Genomic DNA, 20,799 nt, shown 5'->3' with positions numbered 1-20,799 from the left:
GGATTCACGCCGACACGCGGAGGAGGGACCGGATGCGGCTGCTGCAGCGACTCGCGCTCGGACGCTTCTACGCGCGCCTGCCCGAGTGGGTCCGCATCGTGGTGGCGGTGGCCGCCGTAGTCCTCGGCATCGTCATCGTCATCCGGCCGACCACCGCGCTCGGCGTGCTCGCGTGGCTCATCGGCGGCGGCATGGTCCTGACGGGCGTGCTCGATCTCACCGGACGCGACGGCGACAAGGAGCGCCCCCGCTGGCGCACGGTCACCGGCGGCGCGTGGGTGGTCGGCGGGCTCATCGTGCTTCTCACCCCAGGGCTGACGGTCCGCGTCGTCGCGACGCTCGTCGGCATCCTCCTCCTCGCGGCGGGTGCAGCGGGTCTGGTCGCCGTGTTCGCCAAAGGGCGCACGCTCGATGCCCGTATCGCGGATGCCGCGTTCTCGATCTCCGGCGTGATCTTCGGCGTCCTGGCGCTCTTCTGGCCCGACATCACCCTGCTCGTCGTGGCTGTGGTCTTCGGAGCGCGTCTCATCATGAGCGGGGTCACCGACCTGTGGACCCGTCTGCGTCGCCGTCGTGACACCGAGGCGGAGCGTCGACACGAGCCGCGGCGGTTCCGCCGGTGGGGGCGCACCGTGACGGCGCTCGTGTCGGTGGCGCTCGCGGTGACGACAGCGCTCGTGACGGTGCCGCTGCGCGAAGGCTCGACCGTCGTCGACGACTTCTACGCCGCGCCCCGTGACATGCCGGGGGAGCCCGGACGGCTCGTCCGCGCCGAAGCGTTCACCGCCGGCATCCCCGTCACGGCGACCGCCTGGCGGATCCTCTACACGACGACCGGTGTCGACGGCGCGGTGCGCGTGGCCAGCGGCGTGGTCGTGGTGCCGAAGGAGGGCGACGGGCAGTGGCCGATCGTCGACTGGAACCACGGCACGACCGGGTTCTCGGAGAGTTGCGCGCCGTCGCTGCAGCCGCGAGGGCTCTGGTCGGGTGCGCTGTACATCCTGCCGACGATCATCCGGCAGGGGTGGGCGGTCGTCGCGACCGACTACATCGGCCTGGGCACGGAGGGCCCCCACCCCTATCTGATCGGACCGCCCAGCGCGACGGCGTCGCTCGACGCGGTGCGCGCCGCGCGGGAGCTGCAGGATGCCGACCTCGGCACCCGCACGGTCATCTGGGGGCACTCGCAGGGCGGTGCTGCCGCGCTCTGGGCGGGCTCGATGGCGCGCGAGTACGCGCCGGAGCTGTACGTGCAGGGCGTCGCGGCGCTCGCACCGGCGAGCGATCCGCCCGCACTCGTGCAGAACATCTCGAGCGTGACCGGTGGCAGCATCTTCGCCTCGTACGCGTTCGCGGCGTTCTCGTCGATCTACGACGACGTCTCGTACGACCAGTACGTGCGACCCGGCGCCGACACCGTGCTCAGGCAGATGTCGGAACGGTGTCTGTCCGATCCGTCGATCGTCGTCTCGGTCGCAGCGTCGCTCGGCATGATCGGCGACCCACGGCTGTTCTCCGAGCCTCCGGCATCCGGTCCCCTCGGCGAGCACCTGCGGGACAATGCGGCACCGCTCCGGCAGAACGCGCCCGTCCTGCTCGCGCACGGCGGGGCGGACAGCGTGATCCCCGTCGCGACGCAGACCGCATTTGCGAAGCGGATGTGCGCGGCGGGTCAGGTCGTCGACTACCGCATCTACGACGGGTACGAGCATGCGGCGGTCGTCGAGCGTCCGTCGCCCCTGCTCGATGAGCTCATCGACTGGACGGCGGCCCGGTTCGCCGGCGAGCCGGGACCGGAGAAGTGCTCGACCACGAGGGAATGAGCCGGGCCGTCCGGACGCGCCCATAGGGTGGGACGCATGACCGAGAACACCCTTCCCTCCGGCATCCAACTCGACGAGCTGAGCGCCGACATCCGGCCGCAGGACGACCTGTTCCGCCACGTCAACGGCGCGTGGCTCGAGCGGACCGAGATCCCCGAGGACAAGGCGCGCTGGGGGTCGTTCCACCTCATCGCCGAGCAGGCCGAGCAGGACGTCCGCGCGATCATCGAGGAGTCGACGGATGCCGACCCCGGCACCGAGACCCGCAAGATCGGCGACCTGTACGCGAGCTTCATGGACACCGCCGCGATCGAGGCGAAGGGCGCCGAGGCGATCGCGCCGCAGCTGGCCTTCGTCGACCAGGTCACCGGCATCCCGAGCCTGCTGCAGACCGCCGGATCGCTCGAACGCGAGGGCGTCGCGGGGATCTTCAGCACCTACATCGAGCCGGACCCCGGCAACCCGCAGCGGTACATCCTCTTCCTCGTGCAGGGCGGTCTGTCGCTGCCCGACGAGAGCTACTACCGTCTCGACACCTTCGAGAAGACCCGTGCGGCCTTCCGCGCGTACGTCGCGACGGTGTTCGGCCTCGCCGGCGTCGCCGACGCCGAGGCGCAGGCCGACCGCGTGCTCGCGCTCGAGACCGAGATCGCGTCGCACCACTGGGACAACGTCCGCAGCCGCGACGCGGTCGCGACCTACAACCTGATGAGCTGGGATGCCGCGGTGCAGCTCACCGGCGTCGACCTGGCGCCCTGGCGCGACGCCGTCGCCCCCGGCAAGGCGGGCGTCATCGAGGAGGTCGACGTCAACCAGCCGAGCTTCTTCGAAGGACTCGGCACCCTGCTGGTCGAGGACCGGCTCGAGGACTGGAAGGCGTGGCTGCGCCTGCAGGTCATCCGCGCGTCGGCGCCGTTCCTGTCGCAGGCGTTCGTCGACGCGAACTTCGCGTTCTACGGCACCGAGATGACCGGTGTGCCCGTCAACCGCGAGCGCTGGAAGCGCGGTGTCTCGCTCGTCGAGGCGGCCCTCGGCGAAGCGGTCGGCAAGGTGTACGTCGAGCGTCACTTCCCGCCGCGCGCGAAGGAGGAGATGGACGTCCTCGTCGACAACCTCATCGAGGCGTACCGGCAGTCGATCTCGTCGCTCGAATGGATGACGCCGGCCACGCGCGAGCGCGCGCTCGAGAAGCTCGAGGCGTTCACGCCTAAGGTCGGCTACCCGGTGAAGTGGAAGGACTACTCCGACCTCGAGATCGACGCCGCCGACCTCATCGGCAACGTCCGCCGCTCGAACGCGTGGCAGCACGACCAGCAGCTCGCGAAGCTCGGGGCGCCGATCGACCGCGACGAGTGGTTCATGACCCCGCAGACGGTCAACGCGTACTACAACCCGCTGATGAACGAGATCGTCTTCCCGGCCGCGATTCTGCAGCACCCGTTCTTCGACATGGAGCGCGACCCGGCCGCGAACTACGGCGGCATCGGCGCGGTCATCGGCCACGAGATCGGTCACGGCTTCGACGACCAGGGGAGCGCGTTCGACGGCACCGGTGCACTGAACGACTGGTGGACCGACGAGGACCGCGCCGCGTTCACCGAGCGCACGGCGACCCTCATCGAGCAGTACAACGCGCTCGTGCCGCAGGGGCTGTCGGCGGATCACACCGTCAACGGTGCTCTGACGATCGGCGAGAACATCGGTGACCTCGGCGGCCTCGGCATCGCGATCAAGGCGTACCGGCTGCACCTGAAGTCCTCGGGCTCGACGGATGCCGACGGTCCCGTCATCGACGGGCTCACCGGCATCCAGCGTCTGCTGCTGAGCTGGGGGCAGATCTGGCAGCAGAAGGGGCGGGATGCCGAGACGATCCGTCTGCTGACGATCGACCCGCACTCGCCCAACGAGTTCCGCTGCAACCAGATCGTGCGCAACATTGACGAGTTCTACGCGGCCTTCGACGTGACCCCGTCGGACGAGCTCTGGCTCGACGAGGACAAGCGCGTCACCATCTGGTGACCGCGGTGCGCGGCGCGCCGGTTGTCAGCATCGAGCTCGAGTTCGATGCGGCGACCGAGCGCGCCGTGCGCGCGGAGTGGCAGGCGCTCGCCGACGCCGGGCTGTCGAGTCTCGCCGCGCACACGTCGCCCTCGAACGCGCCGCATGTGACGCTGCTCGTGCGTCCGTCGGTATCGCTGGCGTCGGTGCCGTTGCCGGCCGCCTTCCCCGTGACTCTTGGTGCGGTGGTGCTGTTCGGCGCGGGGGAGCGGCGGGTGCTCGCACGCTCGGTCGTGCCGTCGGCCGAGCTGCTCGCCCTGCACGCGGCGGTGCACGAGGCCGCTGGCGCGGGTGACGACGCTCCGCACACCGCGCCGGGCGAGTGGATGCCGCACGTCACCCTCGCGCGCCGCATCAAGGTCACGGACCTCGAGCGCGCGCTGCCGCTGCTCGGTGAGCCGATCACCGGCACGGCTCGCGGCCTGAGGCGGTGGGATGCGGCATCCGCCACCGTCACCGAGCTCGGGGTGTTCGCGCGCTGAGCTGGGACCGCGCCGAAAACGTGCCGCAGAGGTTTCGGCGCGATCCGGTTTCGGCAGGGGTTTTCGGTGGATGCATCTTCGGTGTGTCGCGTTCGTCTGCGATGCCTCGGTCGGTCGTGCCGAAAACGATCGTTTTCGGCGGCCCGGTGCGTGACCTCTCTACTGGCTCCGGAGCGGCCATTGCTAGCGCCGTAAACAAGCGGACGTAGAAGCGCTCAGGGTGTGGCGCCTCTCAGCGCATATGGCGCAGAGCGGTAACGCCCCCAAAAATCAGGCAGAGCTGACCTACGAGTGTGAAATAGGGCCCGACGCTTCTCGGGTCGAGAACGATAAGCACAACGCTGGCTACTGCGACGACACTCGCGGCGACGAGGAGGACGACCCACAGCGTACGAAGTGGCCTGCGACGGGCCGCGCGCTCCCCATTCATGCCTTGACTATGTCAGCTGGTAGCGCTCGGCGGGCAAAATGGTTCCTCTGCCGCGAAAAAAGCAGGTTAAACATGCCGCAGGAACGCGTATTCGCGCACCGTTACGCCTGCATCCCTGCCATCATCGTCCGATGGGCCTCCGGCTAAAAGTCATCCTTCTGCTCCTCGGTGGCGGAGGAGGCGTCGGCGTGGGATTCGGCCTCGCGATCGTGTTCAACCTCCCGTGGGGATGGCTGCTCGTCGCCGGGGGCGCGATCGCCCTGATCTTCGGATTCATTCTCTTCGTCCGACTGAAACAGCGTGACGCGCCGCAGACGACTCCGGGAGACCACCAACCGTGACTAGTTCACAGAGGTGGGGCGGATTGGCGGTCGGGATCGTCTTCGCGCTGATCGGCCTGCTTCTCGGATCCTCAACAGCGGCGTTGGTTCTGATCGTTGGCGGTGTGATCATCGCCGCCGTTCACGCGGGCCTGTTACTCGCCGCTCATCGCAACAAGTGAGCGGCACAACTGACCGGCTCTGACAGCCTGCACCGTCGCAGTTCCGCCAGAGACGTCTGCCACAACCCGGTAGCGGTCGCCGTTTGTGGCGCGCCCAGTTCGGCACCTCGGGCACAGGCGCCGAAAACGATCGTTTTCGGCTCGCTACCCGTGGCCGCGCAGAGGGACCTTCGTCAACGTCAGTCAAACGCGTATTGTGGTGGGCGTCCTTCATAGATGACTCTTGTCAGGATGCGCTTCGGAGCGATCGATAGCGACGAGAGATCTTGGGGTTCAACTTGGAGCCAAAGCAACGACGGACGCTGTTGACAACTTCCGTCATCGTCATCGTGGCGAGCTGCATCACCCTCGTGGTCGCACTGCTCAATGAGCGCCCGCTGGTCAGTGTGGTTATCGCCGGGGCAGGTATCGGCGCCGGCGTCGTCCTGCTCTTGTGCGTGCGACAATCGCGTCGAGACTGAGGTCACTCACGGGGGAGCGCTTCGATCTCACGTTCTAGGGAGGCAATTTCGTCGTTGAGATCGTGAACTCGCTCGTTGAAACCTCCCCCGCCGATGCCGGGTAGAGCGAGTCCGCTCACGATCGCGTCCTGGCGCTGCGACCTCAGCTGTTCCAATCGATGCGATAGCTGTTCCCTCGATGTGGTCATGCTTGAATCCTCCCTCGGGGACGATCCTCATGGCAGTGTCAGTTCGCTAGATGGGCGGAACACTTTCACCCCCGCAGGCGCCCGGTGACGCGCTTACCCGCCAGTGGCAACGATGAAGATGACGCCTTCACCTACGCGCTCCTGCGGCCGTGCTGGGCTCGTCGCGATTCCGCCACGAAGGCTGATCGCACCCCCGGGTCCGAAGGCCTGATGATCACCGTCGATGATCGTCCCGTCGACTGTCCTTTTATGTATCAAAAACGTCCGCAGAAACTCGATTACGGACGCCGTTTTGGAGCCATCGTCGAACGGCGCGGCCGCGCACAGCCGAGAACGATCGTTTCGGCTAGCGACTGACTATCGGATGGAGAGGTGTGTTACTCGCCCTAGCGGTGCGTGCGAGCAGAGCGCGAGGATGCAGGCATGACGCACAACGATGGCGATTCATCGCCTCGCCGGTATCGGTGGAAGTACGGTCCGCTTCGTCTGGTGATGCCGTGGGTCTGCGTGGTCGTCGGCGTCGGCATGGCCATCAAGGGGCTAGTAGCCCCCGAGAACGACGGAACGACGTTCGTGGTCTTGGGTGTCGGGTTCGTGATCCTCGGCGTGGTCGCCGCGATCGTCGCGCGCTGGATGGCAAAACGTGGCATCTGACACGTCTTCTTGGAAGAGCTACCTGGCGCTCGGCCTGATCTTCATCGCGGTTTCCGTAGCGGCGATGCTGTTGCTTTCCGCAGGAGTCGACACCGGCAGGCTCTCCTCCTGGGCCCTTCTCGGTATCCCGATGGGGCTGGCGATCATCGGAATAGCGTTCCACAGGAAGCGAAAGCAATCTCGTCGCTGACCTCACCCGCCGATGCTCTCGAAGGTGACGCACCGGTCGGATGGTGACCTTCGGCTGCTCCGACCTCTCATCTACATGGCCCGCCAGAAACGTCTGCCAAAACTCGGTTCCGGGTCACCTTTCTGGCACCCCATCTGGCCGCTCCACGCCCTGCGAGCCGCAAACGATCGTTTTCGGCGGATGCTGGGCAGATGGCAGGTCCGCCGAGGTGACCCCACTAGCCACCGCTGGTTGCTCTCGATACGCTCGCGGCATGACAGGCGACCGGGAACACGCGCTCGCTCGCCGCAACATCTTGTGGGCGTACATCGCTGTTATGGATCAGCCAGAGAAGCTCTTGGCGGCTTGCGCGACTGCATCAGGTGACGCGAACGATGTCCGGCGTGCCGTGGAGAAAGCATTCAATCTCACCGCACTTGCCGCGGACGCAGTTCTATCAATGCAGATCCGACGTTTCACTCCCCGCGAGCGAGAGCGGATTGAGGACGAGCTCGAAGAACTGAAAGCAGCCCTGGCCTGACGAAACTGCCCGCAGAATCAGATCTCACAACACGACACCTAGGCGACGATCGACCTCCCCTCAGCACCGGGTCGACCAGGAGAGGCTGGCTGATATTGATCGCCACCGCGCTCGGCGTCGTCGGGAAACTCGCGATCCTGTCGCTACCTCGATAGTCGATTCACCCGAAACGTCTTCTTGCTACCGCGAGAGAGGGTCGGCGCTATCCGGAGTCTCGGTCCGGTCGTCCCGAGAACGTATGCCTGGCTTCATGAAGACCACGCAGGCCCCGCCGCAGAGAGCCAGTGAAGCTACACCCGCGACGCTGGACCAGCCAGGGCCTGATCCCACCTCTGCAGCGACGAGATACCCCGCGATCCCGCTTGCGATACCGACGACTGCCGTCCAGATCCAAGCCCACCGCCTTGAGTACACGCAAGAAACCTACCGCGAGGGATGCAGCCGGTGGGGTGCGACTCATTGTGGGCGGAGGGTCGCTTGAATCGCCGCTTAGGTGTCAGACCAGCCACAAAGGCCAGCCGAAACCCGATAACGCGCGCCGTCTCTCGCGGGCCACATTGTGCATCGCGTGGGCCCCCGCTGAAACCGATCGTTTTCGGCAGCCGCTTGGTTGGTCTGGTCAACGCACCACAAACCACAGCGCCATTCACACTCGCAATGCCACGATGAGGCATGCGGCATCATGACGACATCTTGCGAAGCATCGATCGGCTAGTCCATGAGGAACGCCAGCGACTGATCGCGAAGTACTCTCAGCACTCAACCCTCGGCACTGTGTCGGAGAGCGGCGGATTCGTTGCAGATGTCCTTGTCGGATACCGCGCCGGACTCACGAGAGCGCTGATGCCATTGCTTAGCGAGACAGGGTTGCAGCGTGCCATCGAAGGTTACGAGCGCGGCTTAGCCCCGGGTAAGGCCGATCGCATGCGGCAGGCTCTCGTAGCGGCGGTCGAGATGCCCGAGTGAGCCTCGACTCAGGTGCCGACGCCATTCCGCCGAAAACGATCGTTTCCGGCTCTGCGCGGCCAGGCAGTTCGTCGGCGGCCGCAAGAGCAGGGTTCGGTGGCAGCCTCTGCACGAGGTGCTCAGAGCGTCACAACGAACGAGGCGCACTCGGTTGAATCCGCCGGGGCTTGACCCTTTCACGGTGTCAGACTGTGGCCTGGGATCACCATGTTGAGTATCGGAGAGTTCGCCCGCCTCGCCGGCGTTTCGGTGCGGATGCTGCGTCACTACGACCGGCTCGGTCTGCTGCGTCCGCAGAGGGTCGACCCCTTCTCGGGGTACCGCTCCTACGGCGCGTCGCAGTTGGACCGCGCGAATCGACTGGTCGCGCTGAAGGACCTCGGCTTCACGCTGGAGCAGGTCGGCCGCATGCTCGACGACGGGATGTCGTCGAGCGAGGTCGCCGCGCTCCTGCGCGAGCGGCGGGTCGAGCTCGCGGCCCAGATCGATGCGGACCGGCAGCGCCTGCACGAGGTCGAGACGAGACTCCGATCGATCGAGAAGGAGAATCCCATGTCCGAGTACACCGAAGGGGCGCTGCCCGAGCTGACGATCGTGCAGCTGTCGGCGAAGGTCGACGAGATGGCGCAGATCGAAGGGGAGATCGGCGGCATGTTCGAGCGCGTCGGCGCGCTGATCGATGCCGCCGGTGCGACCCGCGTCGGTCCGGGCGTCGCCGTCTACACGACGGTCGACGACGGCATGATCGCCGCGGCGGCGGAGCAGATCGGCGATGCGCCCGTGCCCGATGGACTCGAGCGCGCGGTGGTGCCGCGGCATCCGCGTGCCGTCTCCACCCGCTTCGACGCGGCCGACCTTAGCGGCATCCAGGCTGCATGGCAGGCGCTCGTCGCCGAGATCGAGCGCCGCGGGCTGCGGTTCGACGGCCCGGCACGCGAGATCTACGAGCAGTCGCCCTACGACGGTCCCGGCTCGCGCTGGATCGTGGATCTGCAGCAGCCCGTGGCCTGATTATTCGGCGGTCGTGCTCCGGGGACCCGAATTGTCGCGCGGTCGCGGTGACGACGATTCAGGTCCTTGGAAGCGCCCGCCGGACGGCTCAGGCCTGGGTCACGCCTTCCAGCCGGGCTCATCGCCGAGGCCGGTGAGGATGCGTTCGGTGATCGTCCGCAGGTGCTTCTGCTGCGCGACGGTGAGTCGATCGAGCACCGCACGCTTCACCAGATCGACGTGGCCGGGGCCCGCCGCGCGACGAGCCTCGGCCCCCGCATCCGTGAGGATCGCGAGGGTGTACCGGCCGTCCGCCGGGTCGGTCTCACGGCGGAGGTATCCGCGCGATTCGAGGCGCGTCGCCGCGCGCGACAGGCGCGAGAGCGAGCTGTGGGCGTACCCGGCGAGCGTGCTCATCCGCAGCCGTCCGTCCTCGGCGCGGGACAGGGCGTAGAGGATGCCGTACTCGAAGTGCGTGAGTGCGGCATCCCTCTGCAACTGAGCGTCCAGCGCTGCGGGCAGCCACTCGAGGAGCGTCGCCAACGACGACCACGTCTCGAGGTCGTGGGGGGAGAGGTCGTCGGCCGCAGTCATCCTCCGAGCGTACGTCATGACTTGCTCAGTCAAGTGATTCGGGCTACCGTCACTTGCTCAGTCAAGTGAAAGGCATCGTCCATGGACCTCCAACTGCGTGACACGCGCGCTCTCATCACCGGGTCGACCCAAGGCATCGGCTTCGCGATCGCCGAGGCCCTCGCCTCCGGAGGCGCCGCCGTCATCCTCAACGGGAGGGATGCCACCCGCACGCACGCGGCGGCCGAGCGGCTCCGTGCGCTCATCCCCGGAGCGGACGTCGGCGTCGCGCCCGGGGACGTCGCCGACCCGGCTGCGCTCACGGGCCTTCCCGAGGTCGACATCCTCGTCAACAACGCCGGCGCGTTCGGGCTGAACGAGTTCGCCGACGCCGACGATGCGGAGTGGCAGCGTTACCTCGACGTGAACCTGACCGCCGGCGTCCGCCTCTCGCGCCGCGTGCTGCCGGGCATGCTCGAGCGCGGATGGGGTCGCATCCTGTTCATCGCGAGCGAGTCGGGTGTGAACGTCCCGGCCGACATGATCCCGTACGGCGTCTCGAAGGCGGCGACGATCGCGCTCGGCAACGGCCTCGCGAAACTCACGCGGGGTACGCAGGTCACGGTCAACACCGTGCTCGGCGGGCCGACCTACTCGGACGGCGTCGCGGCCGTGATCGAGTCGATCGCGGCGGCGCAGGGCGTGCCGGCCGACGCCGTCGCGGCATCCGTCATCGGGCGGAACACGACGACGCTGCTGCAGCGCTTCATCCGACCCGAGGAGATCGCGGCGCTCGTCGCGTTCCTGGCGAGCCCGCGCGCGTCGGCGATCAACGGCGCCGCGCTCCGGGCCGACGGCGGGGTGCTGACCGGGACGCTGTGACGCCGGCGTTCCGGGGACGCAAGTTGTCGCCTCGACGCCTCGCGGGCGACGAATCGCGTCCCCGGAACCCGGGCAGCGCACGTTCCAGGGACGCGAACCGTCGCCCCGACGCCGCCCGCGCGACGAATCGGGTCCCCGGAACGGCCCCGCGCCCCCCGTCAGAAGACGATCGTGTGGTTCCCGTGCCGGATGACGCGGTCCTCGGCGTGCCAGCGCACCGCGCGGGACAGCACCTGGCGCTCGACGTCGGCGCCGCGGCGCACGAGCTCGGCGGTCGTGTCGGCGTGGGTGACGCGGATCGTGTCCTGCTCGATGATCGGACCCTCGTCGAGGTCACCGGTGACGTAGTGGCTCGTCGCGCCGATGAGCTTCACGCCGCGTTCCTTCGCCTTGCGATACGGCTCGGCGCCGATGAAGGCGGGCAGGAACGAGTGGTGGATGTTGATGACCGGCACACCGAGCTCGGCGAGGAACTCCGGCGACAGGATCTGCATGTACCGGGCGAGCACGACGAAGTCGACGTTGCCCTTGAGCAGCTCGAGGATCTTCGCCTCGGATGCCGACTTGTCAGGACCCGGCGTCGACGGCACATGGAAGAACGGCACCCCGAACGAGCGGACGTCGTCGGCGGAGGTGGTGTGGTTCGAGACGACCATCGGCACCGTGATGGGCAGTTCGCCGCGGCGGTTGCGCCACAGCAGGTCGAGCAGGCAGTGGTCCTGCTTCGACGACAGGATCGCCATGCGCTTGGGCACCGACTGGTCGGTGAGCGACCACTCCAGGTCGAACGGCGCGAGCGTGTCGGCAATCTCGGTCTCGATCGCGGGGCGCTGGCCCGCGAAGCCGGGGCGGTGGAACACGACGCGCTGGAAGTACGCGCCACCTCGGGGGTCGTCCGAGTACTGGTCGAACTGGACGATGTTTCCACCGATGCGCGTGATCATCGCCGAGACCGCGGCGATGATGCCGGGGCTGTCCTTGCCGTGCACGATGAGGCAGGCGTGGTCGGGGTGGAGCTGCGACACGGGCGAAGTCATCCCTCGATTCTGCCCTGTGCGGTGACGGATGCCGACCGCGTGACGCGCGGCATCCCTCAGCGCACGCCCTTCATGAGCGACAGCACCGGCTTCACGCACACGAGCAGCAGCACGCCCATCGCGATCGAGATCCCGCCGAGAGTCGCGAAGTAGGGCACCTCGTTGTCCGGGTTGTAGAGGGTCGCGAGCTGACCGGCGATCGCGGTGCCGAGCGACACCGAGAGGAAGAACAGCGCGACCATCTGCGTCTGGAACCGCTCCGGCGCGAGCTTCGTCGCCGCCGAGAGTCCGACCGGCGAGAGCATCAGCTCCGCGATCGTGAAGACGAGCAGGATGCCGACGATCGCCAGCAGCGGCGTCGAGTTCGCCCCGCCGCCCGCGAACGGCAGGAAGAGGAGGAACGCGACGCCCATGACGGCGACGCCGAGCGCGAACTTCACCGGCGTCGAGGGCTGACGCGAGCCGAGCTTCGACCAGAGGGCGGTGAAGACGCCCGCCAGCAGAATGATGAACACCGGGTTGATCGACTGCACCCACGGGATCGGCATCTCCCAGCCGAACAAATTCCGATCCAGACGCTCGGCGGAGTACAGGGTCACGACCGTGAACTGCTGCTGGTACAGCGACCAGAAGACGACCGAGGTGAGGAACAGCGGCAGGAAGCCCCACACGCGGCTGCGCTCCTGCGAGGTGATCTGGTGGCTGAGCAGGATGACGGCGAAGTACGCGATCGCCGCGACGATGACGGCGCCGATGACGATGAGCGCGAGGTTGTCGGCACGGATGACGCCGGTCAGGACGAGGACGACGATGATCACGACGGCGGCGACGCCGATCCCTGCGAACAGCGGGTAGCGCCCGCGCGGCAGCGGGTTGGGCACCACGCGCGCCTCGGCGGGCAGGCTTCGGCGGCCGAACGAGTACTGGGTGAGGCCCAGCGCCATGCCGAGGGCGGCGAGCCCGAAGCCCCAGTGGAACCCGAGGGTCGACTGCAGCAGGCCGGTCAGCAGGGGGCCGGCGAACGCGCCGAGGTTGATGCCGAGGTAGAACAGCGAGAAACCGGCATCCCGTCGCGGATCGTCGGCGGCGTAGAGGGTGCCGACGACGCTCGTGGCGGTCGCCTTGAGTCCGCCCGATCCGAAGGCGACGAGGATCAGGCCGACGGTCACGCCCGCGAATCCGGGGAGCAGGGCGAGAGCGATGTGCCCCGCCATGATGACGATCGCGCTCAGGAAGAGCACGCGTTCGGCGCCCAGGATGCGGTCGGCGATCCACGCGCCGAGGACGGTCGAGAGATACACCGCGCCGCCGTACGCACCGACGATGCTCGCGGCGACCGTCTTGTCGACGCCGAGGCCGCCGTCGGCGACCGAGAAGTACAGGTACAGCAGCAGGATGCCCTGCATGCCGTAGAAGCTGAAGCGCTCCCACATCTCGACGCCGAACACGTGCGCGAGCGCGAACGGCTGGCCGAAGAATCGGGTGTCGCGCGCTGCGGTGTCGTCGGAGGACGGGAGGTCGACGGGAGGTACGTTCCGCATTCGTCCCAGGTTAGGCGCGTGTCCTGGACGGGGCGCCCAGGTTGTGCCGCACCTCGCGCGGGTGTATCAGTCGCCCTCGACGGCGCGCGTCGCGTGACGGTCGGCGATGAGCGTGTCACGCACGCGCCGGCGGAGCACCTTGCCGATGAGGGAGGTCGGCAGCTCCTCCCACACGACGTAGGTCGTCGGCCGCTTGTACTCCGCGAGGCGCTCGCGGGCGAGCTCGCGCGCGGCGGCCTCGTCGAACGCCGCGCCGTCCTCCAGGACGACGACGGCCGTGACGACCTCGGCGCCGCCGCCTCGGGGGATGCCGACGACCGCGGTCTCGGCGACGCCCGGCGTTCCGGTCACGACCTGCTCGACCTCGGACGGCGCGACGTTGAAGCCGCCCGTGATGATGAGCTCCTTCTTGCGGTCGACGACCGTGACGAAGCCGTCCGCGTCCTGCTGCACGAGGTCGCCGGTGCGCACCCAGCCGCCGTCGAGGAGCGTCGCGGCTGTCTCCTCCGGGCGGTTCCAGTACCCCGCGAAGACCTGCGGTCCGTGGATGAGGAGCTCACCGGTCTCGCCCTGCGCGACCTCGCGGGTCGGCTCGTCGGGATCGACGACCTTGATGTCGGTGGAGGGGAACGGGATGCCGATGGCCCCGATGCGGCGCGACTCGTCGAACGGGTTGGCCAGGGCGATGGGGCTCGTCTCGGTGAGGCCGTACCCCTCGTTGAGCATGCTGCCCGCGAGCTTCTCCCAGCGCGAGACGACGGCCGGGGTCAGTGTCATCGCTCCCGAGATGGAATACACGACGCGGCTGAGGTCGAGGTCACCGTCACGCGCGACCCGGGCCAGCCGGTCGAACATCGGCGGGACGGCGGGGATGAACGTCGGCGGGAATCGCTTCGCGGCATCCACCACGAGTTCGGGATCGAACGTGGGGAAGAGCACGGCACGCGACCCGGTTTCGACGGAGTAGATGACCGACAGCAGCAGGCCGAACGAGTGGAACATCGGCAGCAGCCCGTAGATGCTGCCCTCGCCGTGGCGGAACTCCGGCATCCACGCGGCGCCCATGCGCGCGTTCGCCCACAGGTTGCCGTGCGTGATCATGGCGCCCTTCGGGTCGCCCGTCGTGCCCGAGGTGTACTGCAGGCAGGCGAGGTCGTCGCGCCCCGGCCGTGGGTGGCTCGCCGCGATGGGCGCGGAGCTCTCGAGCCGCGTGAAGGGGATCGTGCCGGGTGCGGCACCCGTGAGCTTCGCGCGCGACTCCCGGGCCTTCGCGACGGGGAGGCGCAGCAGCATCCGGGTCTTCAGCGGCATCGCCGTGGTCACGTCGACCGAGACGACGTCGCGGATGCCGAGCTCGGCCGGCAGCGACTGGACGAGCGGCGCGACCTTGTCCCACGCGATCACCGTGCGGGCGCCGTGGTCGCGGAACTGCACCTCGAGCTCGTCCCGCGTGTAGAGCGGGTTGTGCTCGACGACGACGGCGCCGAGTCGCAGCACCGCGTAGAAGGCGATGACGTGCTGCGGGGCGTTCGGCATGATCAAGGCGACCCGGTCGCCGGCGCCGATCCCGAGCTTGCGCAGCCCCTCGGCGACGCGCGCGACCCGCGAGCCGAGCTCGTCGTAGGTCACCGCCCGGCCGAAGAACGCGATCGCGTCGCGCTCGCCGTACTGGGCGACGCGCTCGGCGAGCAGGTCGACGAGCGACCCCGTCACGGGTCCGATGTCGACCGGCGTGCCGGCGGCGTAGAAGCGGTTCCAGGCGCGGGTCTCGTTCAGCTGCACGGCGACGATCCTAGGTCGCGGGGGTGTCCTGCGCGTGCCCCCTTGCTCGCGAGCGGCCCGCGCGCAAGCGTTCGCGACGACGGATGCCGCCTGCGACGCTCGAGCGATGACCACCGATGCGCACACTGCCCGACGGGACCACTACGCCGGCTTCTTCGGCGACCTGCCCCGCACGGATTACGGGGTCGTCGTCGGCAACTGCCAGGCCGAATCGGTGCGGCTCGTGCTGGACTCCGACGACCTGCCGCTCCTGCGTGTGCCGCCCGTGTACGAACTGGATGCCGAAGGCACCGCCCGCCTGCACGAGGTGCTCGCCGGCGCCTCGGCGCTCATCGCGCAGCCGGTCAAGGACGACTACCACGGCCTTCCGCTGGGGACCCGGCAGCTCGCGGCATCCCTCCCGCCGTCCGGACGGGCGGTCACCTTCCCCGTCGTGCGGTTCACGGGGCTCTACCCGTTCCAGGCCGCGTTGCACGTGCCCGGGACGGAGGAGGTGCCGCCGATCGTCGCCTACCACGACGTCCGCACCCTCGCCGAGGCGGCGGGCATCCCGGTCCGCGACGCGCTGAGCGCCGACGCCGTCCGGGCCGAGGCGGCCGACTCGATCGCCGAGCTCGAGCGGCGCGAGCGGCAGCTCGACGTCAGGGTCTCGGACCTGTTCGCCGCGCCCCGGTTCGACCTCGTCCGCACGGTGAACCACCCGGGCAACGCCGTGATCCTCGCGATCGGCGACCGCGTGCTGCGTTCCCTCGGGCGACCGGGCACGGCGTCCGACCCCGGCCGGCCCCTGCTCGACGCCGTCCACGCGCCGCGCGAGGACTGGGTCATCGACGCGTGGGGCCTCGACGCCGTGCCCGAGCCGGTGTGGCGGGTGAACGGCGATCTCGTCGATCCGGCCGAGATCCGCACCGCGCACCTCGAGTGGTATCGCCGGAACCCCGGCTTCGTCCGCGGCGCCCTCGAGCGACTCCGACCGACCCTCGAGCGCTGGCGGCGCTGACCGGCGTAGCGTGGCGGGATGGCTGACGCGCTCGACATCCGCGAACTGCACACGATCGACGAGATGGTCGCCGCGAGCGGCGTCTTCGAGGCGGTCTGGGGTTCTCCGGACGGGGGGATGCCGCCGAACCTGCTGCGCGCGTTGGAGCACTCGGGCAACTACGTCATCGGTGTCTTCGACGCCGAGCGCATGGTCGCGGCATCCGTCGCCTTCTTCGGACCGCCGTCATCACGCAGCATGCACTCGCACGTGACGGGCGTCCTGCCCGAGGCGCAGGCGCGCGGCATCGGCCGCGCGCTCAAGGCGCACCAGCGCGAGTGGGCGTTCGCGCGCGACGTCGGCACCATCACGTGGACGTTCGACCCGCTCATCGCCCGCAACGCCCACTTCAATCTCGAGGTGCTCGGCGCGCGGGTCACCGATTACCTCGTCGACCACTACGGCGACATGGGCGATGCGATCAACAGCGGCGACGAGAGCGATCGGCTGCACGTGGCGTGGCACCTGGCCTCGCCCGTCCCGACACCCGAGGCATCCGATGTGGTCGCGACGGTCGCGATCCCGAGCGACATCGAGGCGCTCCGCCGGGAAGACCCGGATGCCGCGGCTCGCCTCCGACACGAGGTCCGCGATGCGTTCCGGGCGCAGCTCGACGCCGGCCTCGCCGTGGGTGGCTTCCGCACCGGCGAGGGGTACCTGTTCGTCCGGAGCTGACCGGTTCAGCCCGCCCGGCGGGCCCCTTCGCCGAGCGACTCGAGCTTCGCCCATGCGATGTCGGGGTGGATGCGGCCGCCCAGGCCGCAGTCGGTCGACGCGATGACGCGCTCGGCGCCGACGATGTCGGTGTAGCGGCGGATGCGCTGCGCGACGAGGTCGGGGTGCTCGACGACGTTGGTCGCGTGGCTGACGACGCCCGGGACGAGGACGAGGTCGTCGGGGATCGTTGCATCGGCCCAGACGGCGAACTCGTGCTCGTGGCGGACGTTGCCGGCCTCGAACGAGATCGACCCGACGTTCGCCTCGAGGACGACGTCGAGGATGTCCTTCAGCTCGACGTCGGTCGTGTGCGGTCCGTGCCATGAGCCCCAACACAGGTGCAGGCGCACCTGCTCCTTCGGCAGGCCCTCGATCGCCCGGTTGATCGCCTCGATCCGGATCCGGGTGAACGCCTGGTAGTCGGCGATCGAGGGCTCCGGGTCGATCTGGTCGAAGTTCTCGGCCAGCGACGGGTCGTCGAGCTGCAGGATGAGGCCCGCATCGGTGATCGCCCGGTACTCCTCGCGGAGGGCGTCGGCCCACGCGTCGATGTGCTCCTGCTCGGTCGCGTAGTAGTCGTTGTGCACGCGCGCGGCCGACCCGGGGGCGATGGCCGTGAGGAAGCCCTGCTCACCGTCGCGGAGCGCCGCGGTGAGGTTGCGGATGTCGGCGGCCACCGCGTCGTGGCCGCGGTACGAGATCGGACCCGTCGTGGTCGGGAAGGCTGAGGCGATGCGACCCGTCTCGACGGCCTCGGCGTACACCGCGGGGAACCGCTGACGGTCGCGGCGACCGAGGAAGCTCGTGAGGCGGATGTTCCCCGGGGTGGAGAGGACGGGCGGCTCGGTGAACGCGTTGACCTCGGTCAGCGACAGTCCGGCCACGCGCTGGAAGGAGTATCCCCACCACGCGCCGTAGTCGACCGGGTTCGTCATCGCTTTGCCGAACTCGCCGTCGCCGACGAGCGTGATGCCCGCGGCGCGCTGGCGCTCGACGACATCGGCGACGGCGCGAGCCGTCAGCTCCTCCGCCTCGGCGCTGGGGAGGAGGGTGAAGCCGTCGTCGGCGAACGCGCGCGCGGCATTCGCCTCGATCAGCGCGGTCGAGCGGGGAAGGCTTCCGGAGGTTGTCGTCGCGAGGGGCATCGACCGAGTCTAGGAAGACGTGGCCGTCGATGCACCCGGACAGCAACGGCCCGTAACCTGACCCCATGCCGCTCGCCCAGCACGCCGCATCCGTCCGCCTCGAGGAGATCGAGCTGCGGGTGCTCCGGATCCCGCTCGTCGCCCCGTTCACGACGTCGTTCGGCACGATGACCGATCGCGAGGTCATCGTCGTGCGTGCGAGGACCGACGCGGGCGAGGGGTGGGGGGAGGTCGTCACCCAGAGTGCGCCGGTGTACTCGAGCGAGTACACGCAGGGCGCGTGGGACGTCACGACGCGCTGGCTCGGTCCTGCGCTCCTGCAGCGCGGGACGCTCGCGCCCGAGGACGTCGCCGATGTCCTCGACCCGTTCGTCGGCCACCGGATGGCGAAGGCGGGACTCGAGCTCGCCCTGCTCGACGCCGCCCTGCGCGGGGAGGGGCGTTCGTTCGCGTCGTACCTCGGCGCGACGGTGGCGACGATCCCGTCGGGAGTGAGCGTCGGCATCCAATCCGATCCCGCAGCCCTCGTCGAGACCGTCCGCGGCTACCTCGACGAGGGGTACGTGCGGATCAAGATCAAGATCAAGCCGGGTCGCGACATCGCCGAGACGGATGCCGTCCGCACAGCCTTCCCCGACATCCCGTTGCAGGTGGACGCGAACTCCGCCTACACGCTCGCCGACGCCGACACTCTCGCGCAGCTCGACCGGTTCGGCCTGCTGCTCATCGAGCAGCCGCTGCAGGAGGACGACCTCGTCGACCACGCCGCGCTCGCCCAGCAACTGAAGACGCCCGTCTGCCTCGACGAGTCGATCACCTCGGTCAAGGCGGCGCGCGATGCGCTCGCGCTCGGCGCGACGACGGTCATCAACATCAAGGCGGGACGGGTCGGCGGGTACCTCGAGGGGCTCCGCATCGCCGACCTCTGCGCGTCGGCCGGGATCCCGGTCTGGTGCGGCGGCATGCTCGAGACCGGGATCGGCCGCGCCGCGAACGCCGCGCTCGCCGCGCACCCCGCGTTCACGCTGCCGGGCGACGTCTCGGCATCCGGTCGGTTCTACGACCGTGACATCGTGACGGAACCCGTGGTCCTCGAGGACGGGCACGTGCGCGTGCCGACGGGGACGGGGCTCGGCGTCGAGGTCGACCTCGACGCGGTCGAGGCGTTCACCGTCGCGCGCGAGACGCTGCGCCGGTGAGGCGCGTCACCAGAGGATGCCGCCTCCGATCGAGATGCCACCCCATGTGAGCAGCACGAAGATCGCGGCGAAGACGACCGGGCCAATGCCCTTGCCGCTGCGGGCGAGTCCCTTGAAAAGGGCGATGACGGCCAGGATCGCCGCGACGATCGACAGGCCACCGCCGACGAAGAACCCGATGAACAGCGGGATCGGCATGAGGATGAGGCCTGCGAGACCGACCCAGAAGGCAGCCCAGGCGGTCGGGTTGGAACGGCGTTCGGTGGCGTAGGACATGACTCCATCCTGACGGGCGGCGTCGGGCGCCGCGATGGGGCTGTCCCGAATCGCGCGGCGTGATATGGCCGCGCCGGCCGGTGATGCTGCGCCCTACGCTCGAAGGATGACCACGTCGACCGCGCCTGTCCCGACCACCGCGGCGAACGCACCCCGGTTCCCTGTCGGCGCGCTCCTGCTGCTGAGTTTCGCGGTCTTCGTCACGGTGACGGCGGAATCCCTGCCCGCGGGACTCCTCCCCGAAATGGTCGAGGGTCTGCAGACCGACCCGCTGGGCGTGGGGCTCCTCATCTCGGTCTGGGCTCTGACCGTGATCGTCACGAGCGTCCCCCTCGCGCGTCTCACCGCGCGGTTCGACCGGCGCCTCGTGGCCGGCGGCGCGCTCGCCGTCTTCGCCGTCGCGAACGCGGCGACCGCGCTGGCACCGACCTATGAGGCCGCGGTGGCCACCCGCATCGTCGCGGGCGTGGCGCACGGGCTGTTCTGGGCCATCGTCATCGTCTACGCGACTTCGCTGCTGGCACCGTCGCACCTGGGTCGCGGCCTCGCCCTGGTCACGGCCGGAGGCACCGTCGCCACCCTCGCGGGACTCCCGGCGGGCACGCTCATCGCGCAGCTCCTGTCGTGGCGCTGGGCCTTCGGTGCGCTGGCGGCCGTCGCGCTCGTCCTCGCGGTGATCATCCTCATCCGGCTCCCGCGTCGAGTGCCCGAACCCGCACTTCTCCGAGCGGATCGACCCCGGGGTGCGGATGCCTCACTCGTCCCCATCCTGCTGTTCGCCGCGGCCTCGCTCGTGTTCGCGCTCGGGCAGTTCGCGACCTTCACCTACGTGCGGCCTCTGCTCGAGGTGTCGGCCGGGGTTCCCGAGGCGCAGGTGCCGCTCCTGCTCTTCGCCTACGGTGCCGCGGGTCTCGCCGGCGTCGCCGTCGCAGGGCCGCTCGCCGACCACTGGCCGCGGGCCTCGCTGGTGATCATCCTCGCGGGGCTGGTGGCGGCCTTCGGCATCCTGACCCTCGCGGCCGACACCCCGCTCGTGTACGTCGCCCTCGCCGGGTGGGGATTCGCGATCGGCGCGTTCTTCCCCCTGCAGTCCTCGCTGCTCATGCGCATCGCGACCGATCGCACCCGCACCCTCGCGAGCGCGGGCACCGTCGTGACCTTCAACGTCGGCATCGCGGTCGGCCCCTGGCTCGGCGATCTCGTGGGGGGAGCCGCTCAGCCGACCGCTGCCACGGCGCTCTCGGGCGGCGCCGTCCTCGTCTCGCTTCTGCTCGTGGTCGCGGCCGTCGTCCGCGGCTTCCGGCGCCCCGACGCGTAAGCGCATGCCAGGGGGAGCGGGCTGCG

Annotated in this window: 22 protein-coding genes; 15 read left to right on the top strand and 7 right to left on the bottom strand. The window is 69.1% G+C overall.

Annotated features, from left to right (window positions below):
• Window positions 1-32: 32 nt before the first annotated feature.
• The 5 genes from ABCU91_RS01170 to ABCU91_RS01150 all read left to right on the top strand — a co-directional run bounded on the left by ABCU91_RS01170 (window position 33) and on the right by ABCU91_RS01150 (window position 5,295).
• A complete protein-coding gene (locus ABCU91_RS01170) occupies window positions 33-1,823 on the top strand; it encodes an alpha/beta fold hydrolase (RefSeq protein ID WP_413354451.1) in 1,791 nt (596 codons plus the stop codon).
• 36 nt (window positions 1,824-1,859) lie between these two features.
• Window positions 1,860-3,842, top strand: a complete 1,983-nt coding sequence (locus ABCU91_RS01165; protein ID WP_413354450.1) for a M13 family metallopeptidase — start codon at window positions 1,860-1,862, stop codon at window positions 3,840-3,842.
• Window positions 3,839-4,363, top strand: a complete 525-nt coding sequence (locus ABCU91_RS01160; RefSeq protein ID WP_413354449.1) for a 2'-5' RNA ligase family protein — start codon at window positions 3,839-3,841, stop codon at window positions 4,361-4,363. The genes ABCU91_RS01165 and ABCU91_RS01160 overlap by 4 nt, the downstream gene beginning before the upstream one ends.
• 561 nt (window positions 4,364-4,924) lie before the next feature.
• On the top strand, window positions 4,925-5,134 hold the full coding sequence (locus ABCU91_RS01155) for a hypothetical protein (protein ID WP_413354448.1): 210 nt from the start codon (window positions 4,925-4,927) through the stop codon (window positions 5,132-5,134).
• 23 nt (window positions 5,135-5,157) lie between these two features.
• Entirely contained in the window at window positions 5,158-5,295 is a 138-nt protein-coding gene (locus tag ABCU91_RS01150) for a hypothetical protein (RefSeq protein ID WP_400362460.1), read from the top strand.
• 463 nt (window positions 5,296-5,758) lie between these two features.
• Here ABCU91_RS01150 and ABCU91_RS01145 read toward each other — a convergent pair whose 3' ends face one another.
• On the bottom strand, window positions 5,759-5,944 hold the full coding sequence (locus ABCU91_RS01145) for a hypothetical protein (protein ID WP_413354447.1): 186 nt from the start codon (window positions 5,942-5,944) through the stop codon (window positions 5,759-5,761).
• Window positions 5,945-6,028: 84 nt separating this feature from the next.
• Between ABCU91_RS01145 and ABCU91_RS01140 the strand changes: the two genes are divergently transcribed.
• From ABCU91_RS01140 to ABCU91_RS01120, 5 genes are all read left to right on the top strand, one after another.
• Window positions 6,029-6,301: a hypothetical protein gene (locus ABCU91_RS01140; protein ID WP_413354446.1), complete on the top strand. Its 273-nt coding sequence runs from the start codon at window positions 6,029-6,031 to the stop codon at window positions 6,299-6,301.
• A gap of 66 nt (window positions 6,302-6,367) precedes the next feature.
• Complete coding sequence (locus ABCU91_RS01135; RefSeq protein ID WP_157532651.1) at window positions 6,368-6,598, top strand: hypothetical protein; 231 nt, start codon at window positions 6,368-6,370, stop codon at window positions 6,596-6,598.
• Window positions 6,588-6,788, top strand: a complete 201-nt coding sequence (locus ABCU91_RS01130; RefSeq protein ID WP_413354445.1) for a hypothetical protein — start codon at window positions 6,588-6,590, stop codon at window positions 6,786-6,788. Before ABCU91_RS01135 ends, ABCU91_RS01130 begins: the two co-directional genes overlap by 11 nt.
• A 253-nt stretch (window positions 6,789-7,041) precedes the next feature.
• The gene (locus tag ABCU91_RS01125; RefSeq protein WP_413354444.1) at window positions 7,042-7,308 is read left to right on the top strand and encodes a hypothetical protein; all 267 of its coding nucleotides are present in this window, start codon (window positions 7,042-7,044) and stop codon (window positions 7,306-7,308) included.
• Between the two features lie 1,173 nt (window positions 7,309-8,481).
• Window positions 8,482-9,285, top strand: coding sequence for a MerR family transcriptional regulator (locus ABCU91_RS01120; protein ID WP_413354443.1), 804 nt, complete (start codon window positions 8,482-8,484; stop codon window positions 9,283-9,285).
• 99 nt (window positions 9,286-9,384) lie between these two features.
• Here ABCU91_RS01120 and ABCU91_RS01115 read toward each other — a convergent pair whose 3' ends face one another.
• On the bottom strand, window positions 9,385-9,858 hold the full coding sequence (locus tag ABCU91_RS01115; RefSeq protein ID WP_413354441.1) for a MarR family winged helix-turn-helix transcriptional regulator: 474 nt from the start codon (window positions 9,856-9,858) through the stop codon (window positions 9,385-9,387).
• Window positions 9,859-9,939: 81 nt separating this feature from the next.
• On the opposite strand from ABCU91_RS01115, the gene ABCU91_RS01110 reads away from it, so the two are divergent.
• Entirely contained in the window at window positions 9,940-10,719 is a 780-nt protein-coding gene (locus tag ABCU91_RS01110) for an SDR family NAD(P)-dependent oxidoreductase (RefSeq protein WP_413354440.1), read from the top strand.
• A 158-nt stretch (window positions 10,720-10,877) separates the two neighbouring features.
• On the opposite strand, the gene purU is transcribed toward ABCU91_RS01110, so the two are convergent.
• The 3 genes from purU to ABCU91_RS01095 form a co-directional block, all read right to left on the bottom strand.
• The gene (purU, locus tag ABCU91_RS01105; RefSeq protein ID WP_413354439.1) at window positions 10,878-11,756 is read right to left on the bottom strand and encodes a formyltetrahydrofolate deformylase; all 879 of its coding nucleotides are present in this window, start codon (window positions 11,754-11,756) and stop codon (window positions 10,878-10,880) included.
• 56 nt (window positions 11,757-11,812) lie between these two features.
• Window positions 11,813-13,297, bottom strand: coding sequence for a peptide MFS transporter (locus ABCU91_RS01100; RefSeq protein WP_413354438.1), 1,485 nt, complete (start codon window positions 13,295-13,297; stop codon window positions 11,813-11,815).
• Window positions 13,298-13,363: 66 nt separating this feature from the next.
• The gene (locus ABCU91_RS01095; RefSeq protein ID WP_413354437.1) at window positions 13,364-15,079 is read right to left on the bottom strand and encodes a long-chain-fatty-acid--CoA ligase; all 1,716 of its coding nucleotides are present in this window, start codon (window positions 15,077-15,079) and stop codon (window positions 13,364-13,366) included.
• A 106-nt stretch (window positions 15,080-15,185) separates the two neighbouring features.
• Here ABCU91_RS01095 and ABCU91_RS01090 point away from each other — a divergent pair, with 106 nt between their 5' ends.
• Together ABCU91_RS01090 and ABCU91_RS01085 are read left to right on the top strand one after the other, a co-directional pair.
• Window positions 15,186-16,079: a WcbI family polysaccharide biosynthesis putative acetyltransferase gene (locus ABCU91_RS01090; protein ID WP_413354436.1), complete on the top strand. Its 894-nt coding sequence runs from the start codon at window positions 15,186-15,188 to the stop codon at window positions 16,077-16,079.
• Between the two features lie 18 nt (window positions 16,080-16,097).
• Window positions 16,098-16,793: a GNAT family N-acetyltransferase gene (locus ABCU91_RS01085; protein ID WP_413354435.1), complete on the top strand. Its 696-nt coding sequence runs from the start codon at window positions 16,098-16,100 to the stop codon at window positions 16,791-16,793.
• 5 nt (window positions 16,794-16,798) lie between these two features.
• Here the strand turns inward: ABCU91_RS01085 and ABCU91_RS01080 are convergent, their stop codons facing one another.
• Entirely contained in the window at window positions 16,799-17,980 is a 1,182-nt protein-coding gene (locus ABCU91_RS01080) for a cobalamin-independent methionine synthase II family protein (RefSeq protein WP_413354434.1), read from the bottom strand.
• A 65-nt stretch (window positions 17,981-18,045) separates the two neighbouring features.
• Here ABCU91_RS01080 and menC point away from each other — a divergent pair, with 65 nt between their 5' ends.
• Window positions 18,046-19,179: an o-succinylbenzoate synthase gene (menC, locus tag ABCU91_RS01075; protein WP_413354433.1), complete on the top strand. Its 1,134-nt coding sequence runs from the start codon at window positions 18,046-18,048 to the stop codon at window positions 19,177-19,179.
• Between the two features lie 6 nt (window positions 19,180-19,185).
• Here the strand turns inward: menC and ABCU91_RS01070 are convergent, their stop codons facing one another.
• A complete protein-coding gene (locus ABCU91_RS01070) occupies window positions 19,186-19,455 on the bottom strand; it encodes a hypothetical protein (protein ID WP_065571035.1) in 270 nt (89 codons plus the stop codon).
• Window positions 19,456-19,561: 106 nt separating this feature from the next.
• Between ABCU91_RS01070 and ABCU91_RS01065 the strand changes: the two genes are divergently transcribed.
• Window positions 19,562-20,773, top strand: a complete 1,212-nt coding sequence (locus ABCU91_RS01065) for an MFS transporter (protein WP_413354432.1) — start codon at window positions 19,562-19,564, stop codon at window positions 20,771-20,773.
• The last annotated feature ends 26 nt before the right edge of the window (window positions 20,774-20,799 follow it).

The sequence above is a fragment of the Microbacterium phoenicis genome (assembly GCF_047302325.1).
Lineage (GTDB): Bacteria > Actinomycetota > Actinomycetes > Actinomycetales > Microbacteriaceae > Microbacterium.
The sequence above is the reverse complement of the archived record's forward strand: the minus strand, read 5'-3'. Positions and strand labels throughout refer to the sequence as shown.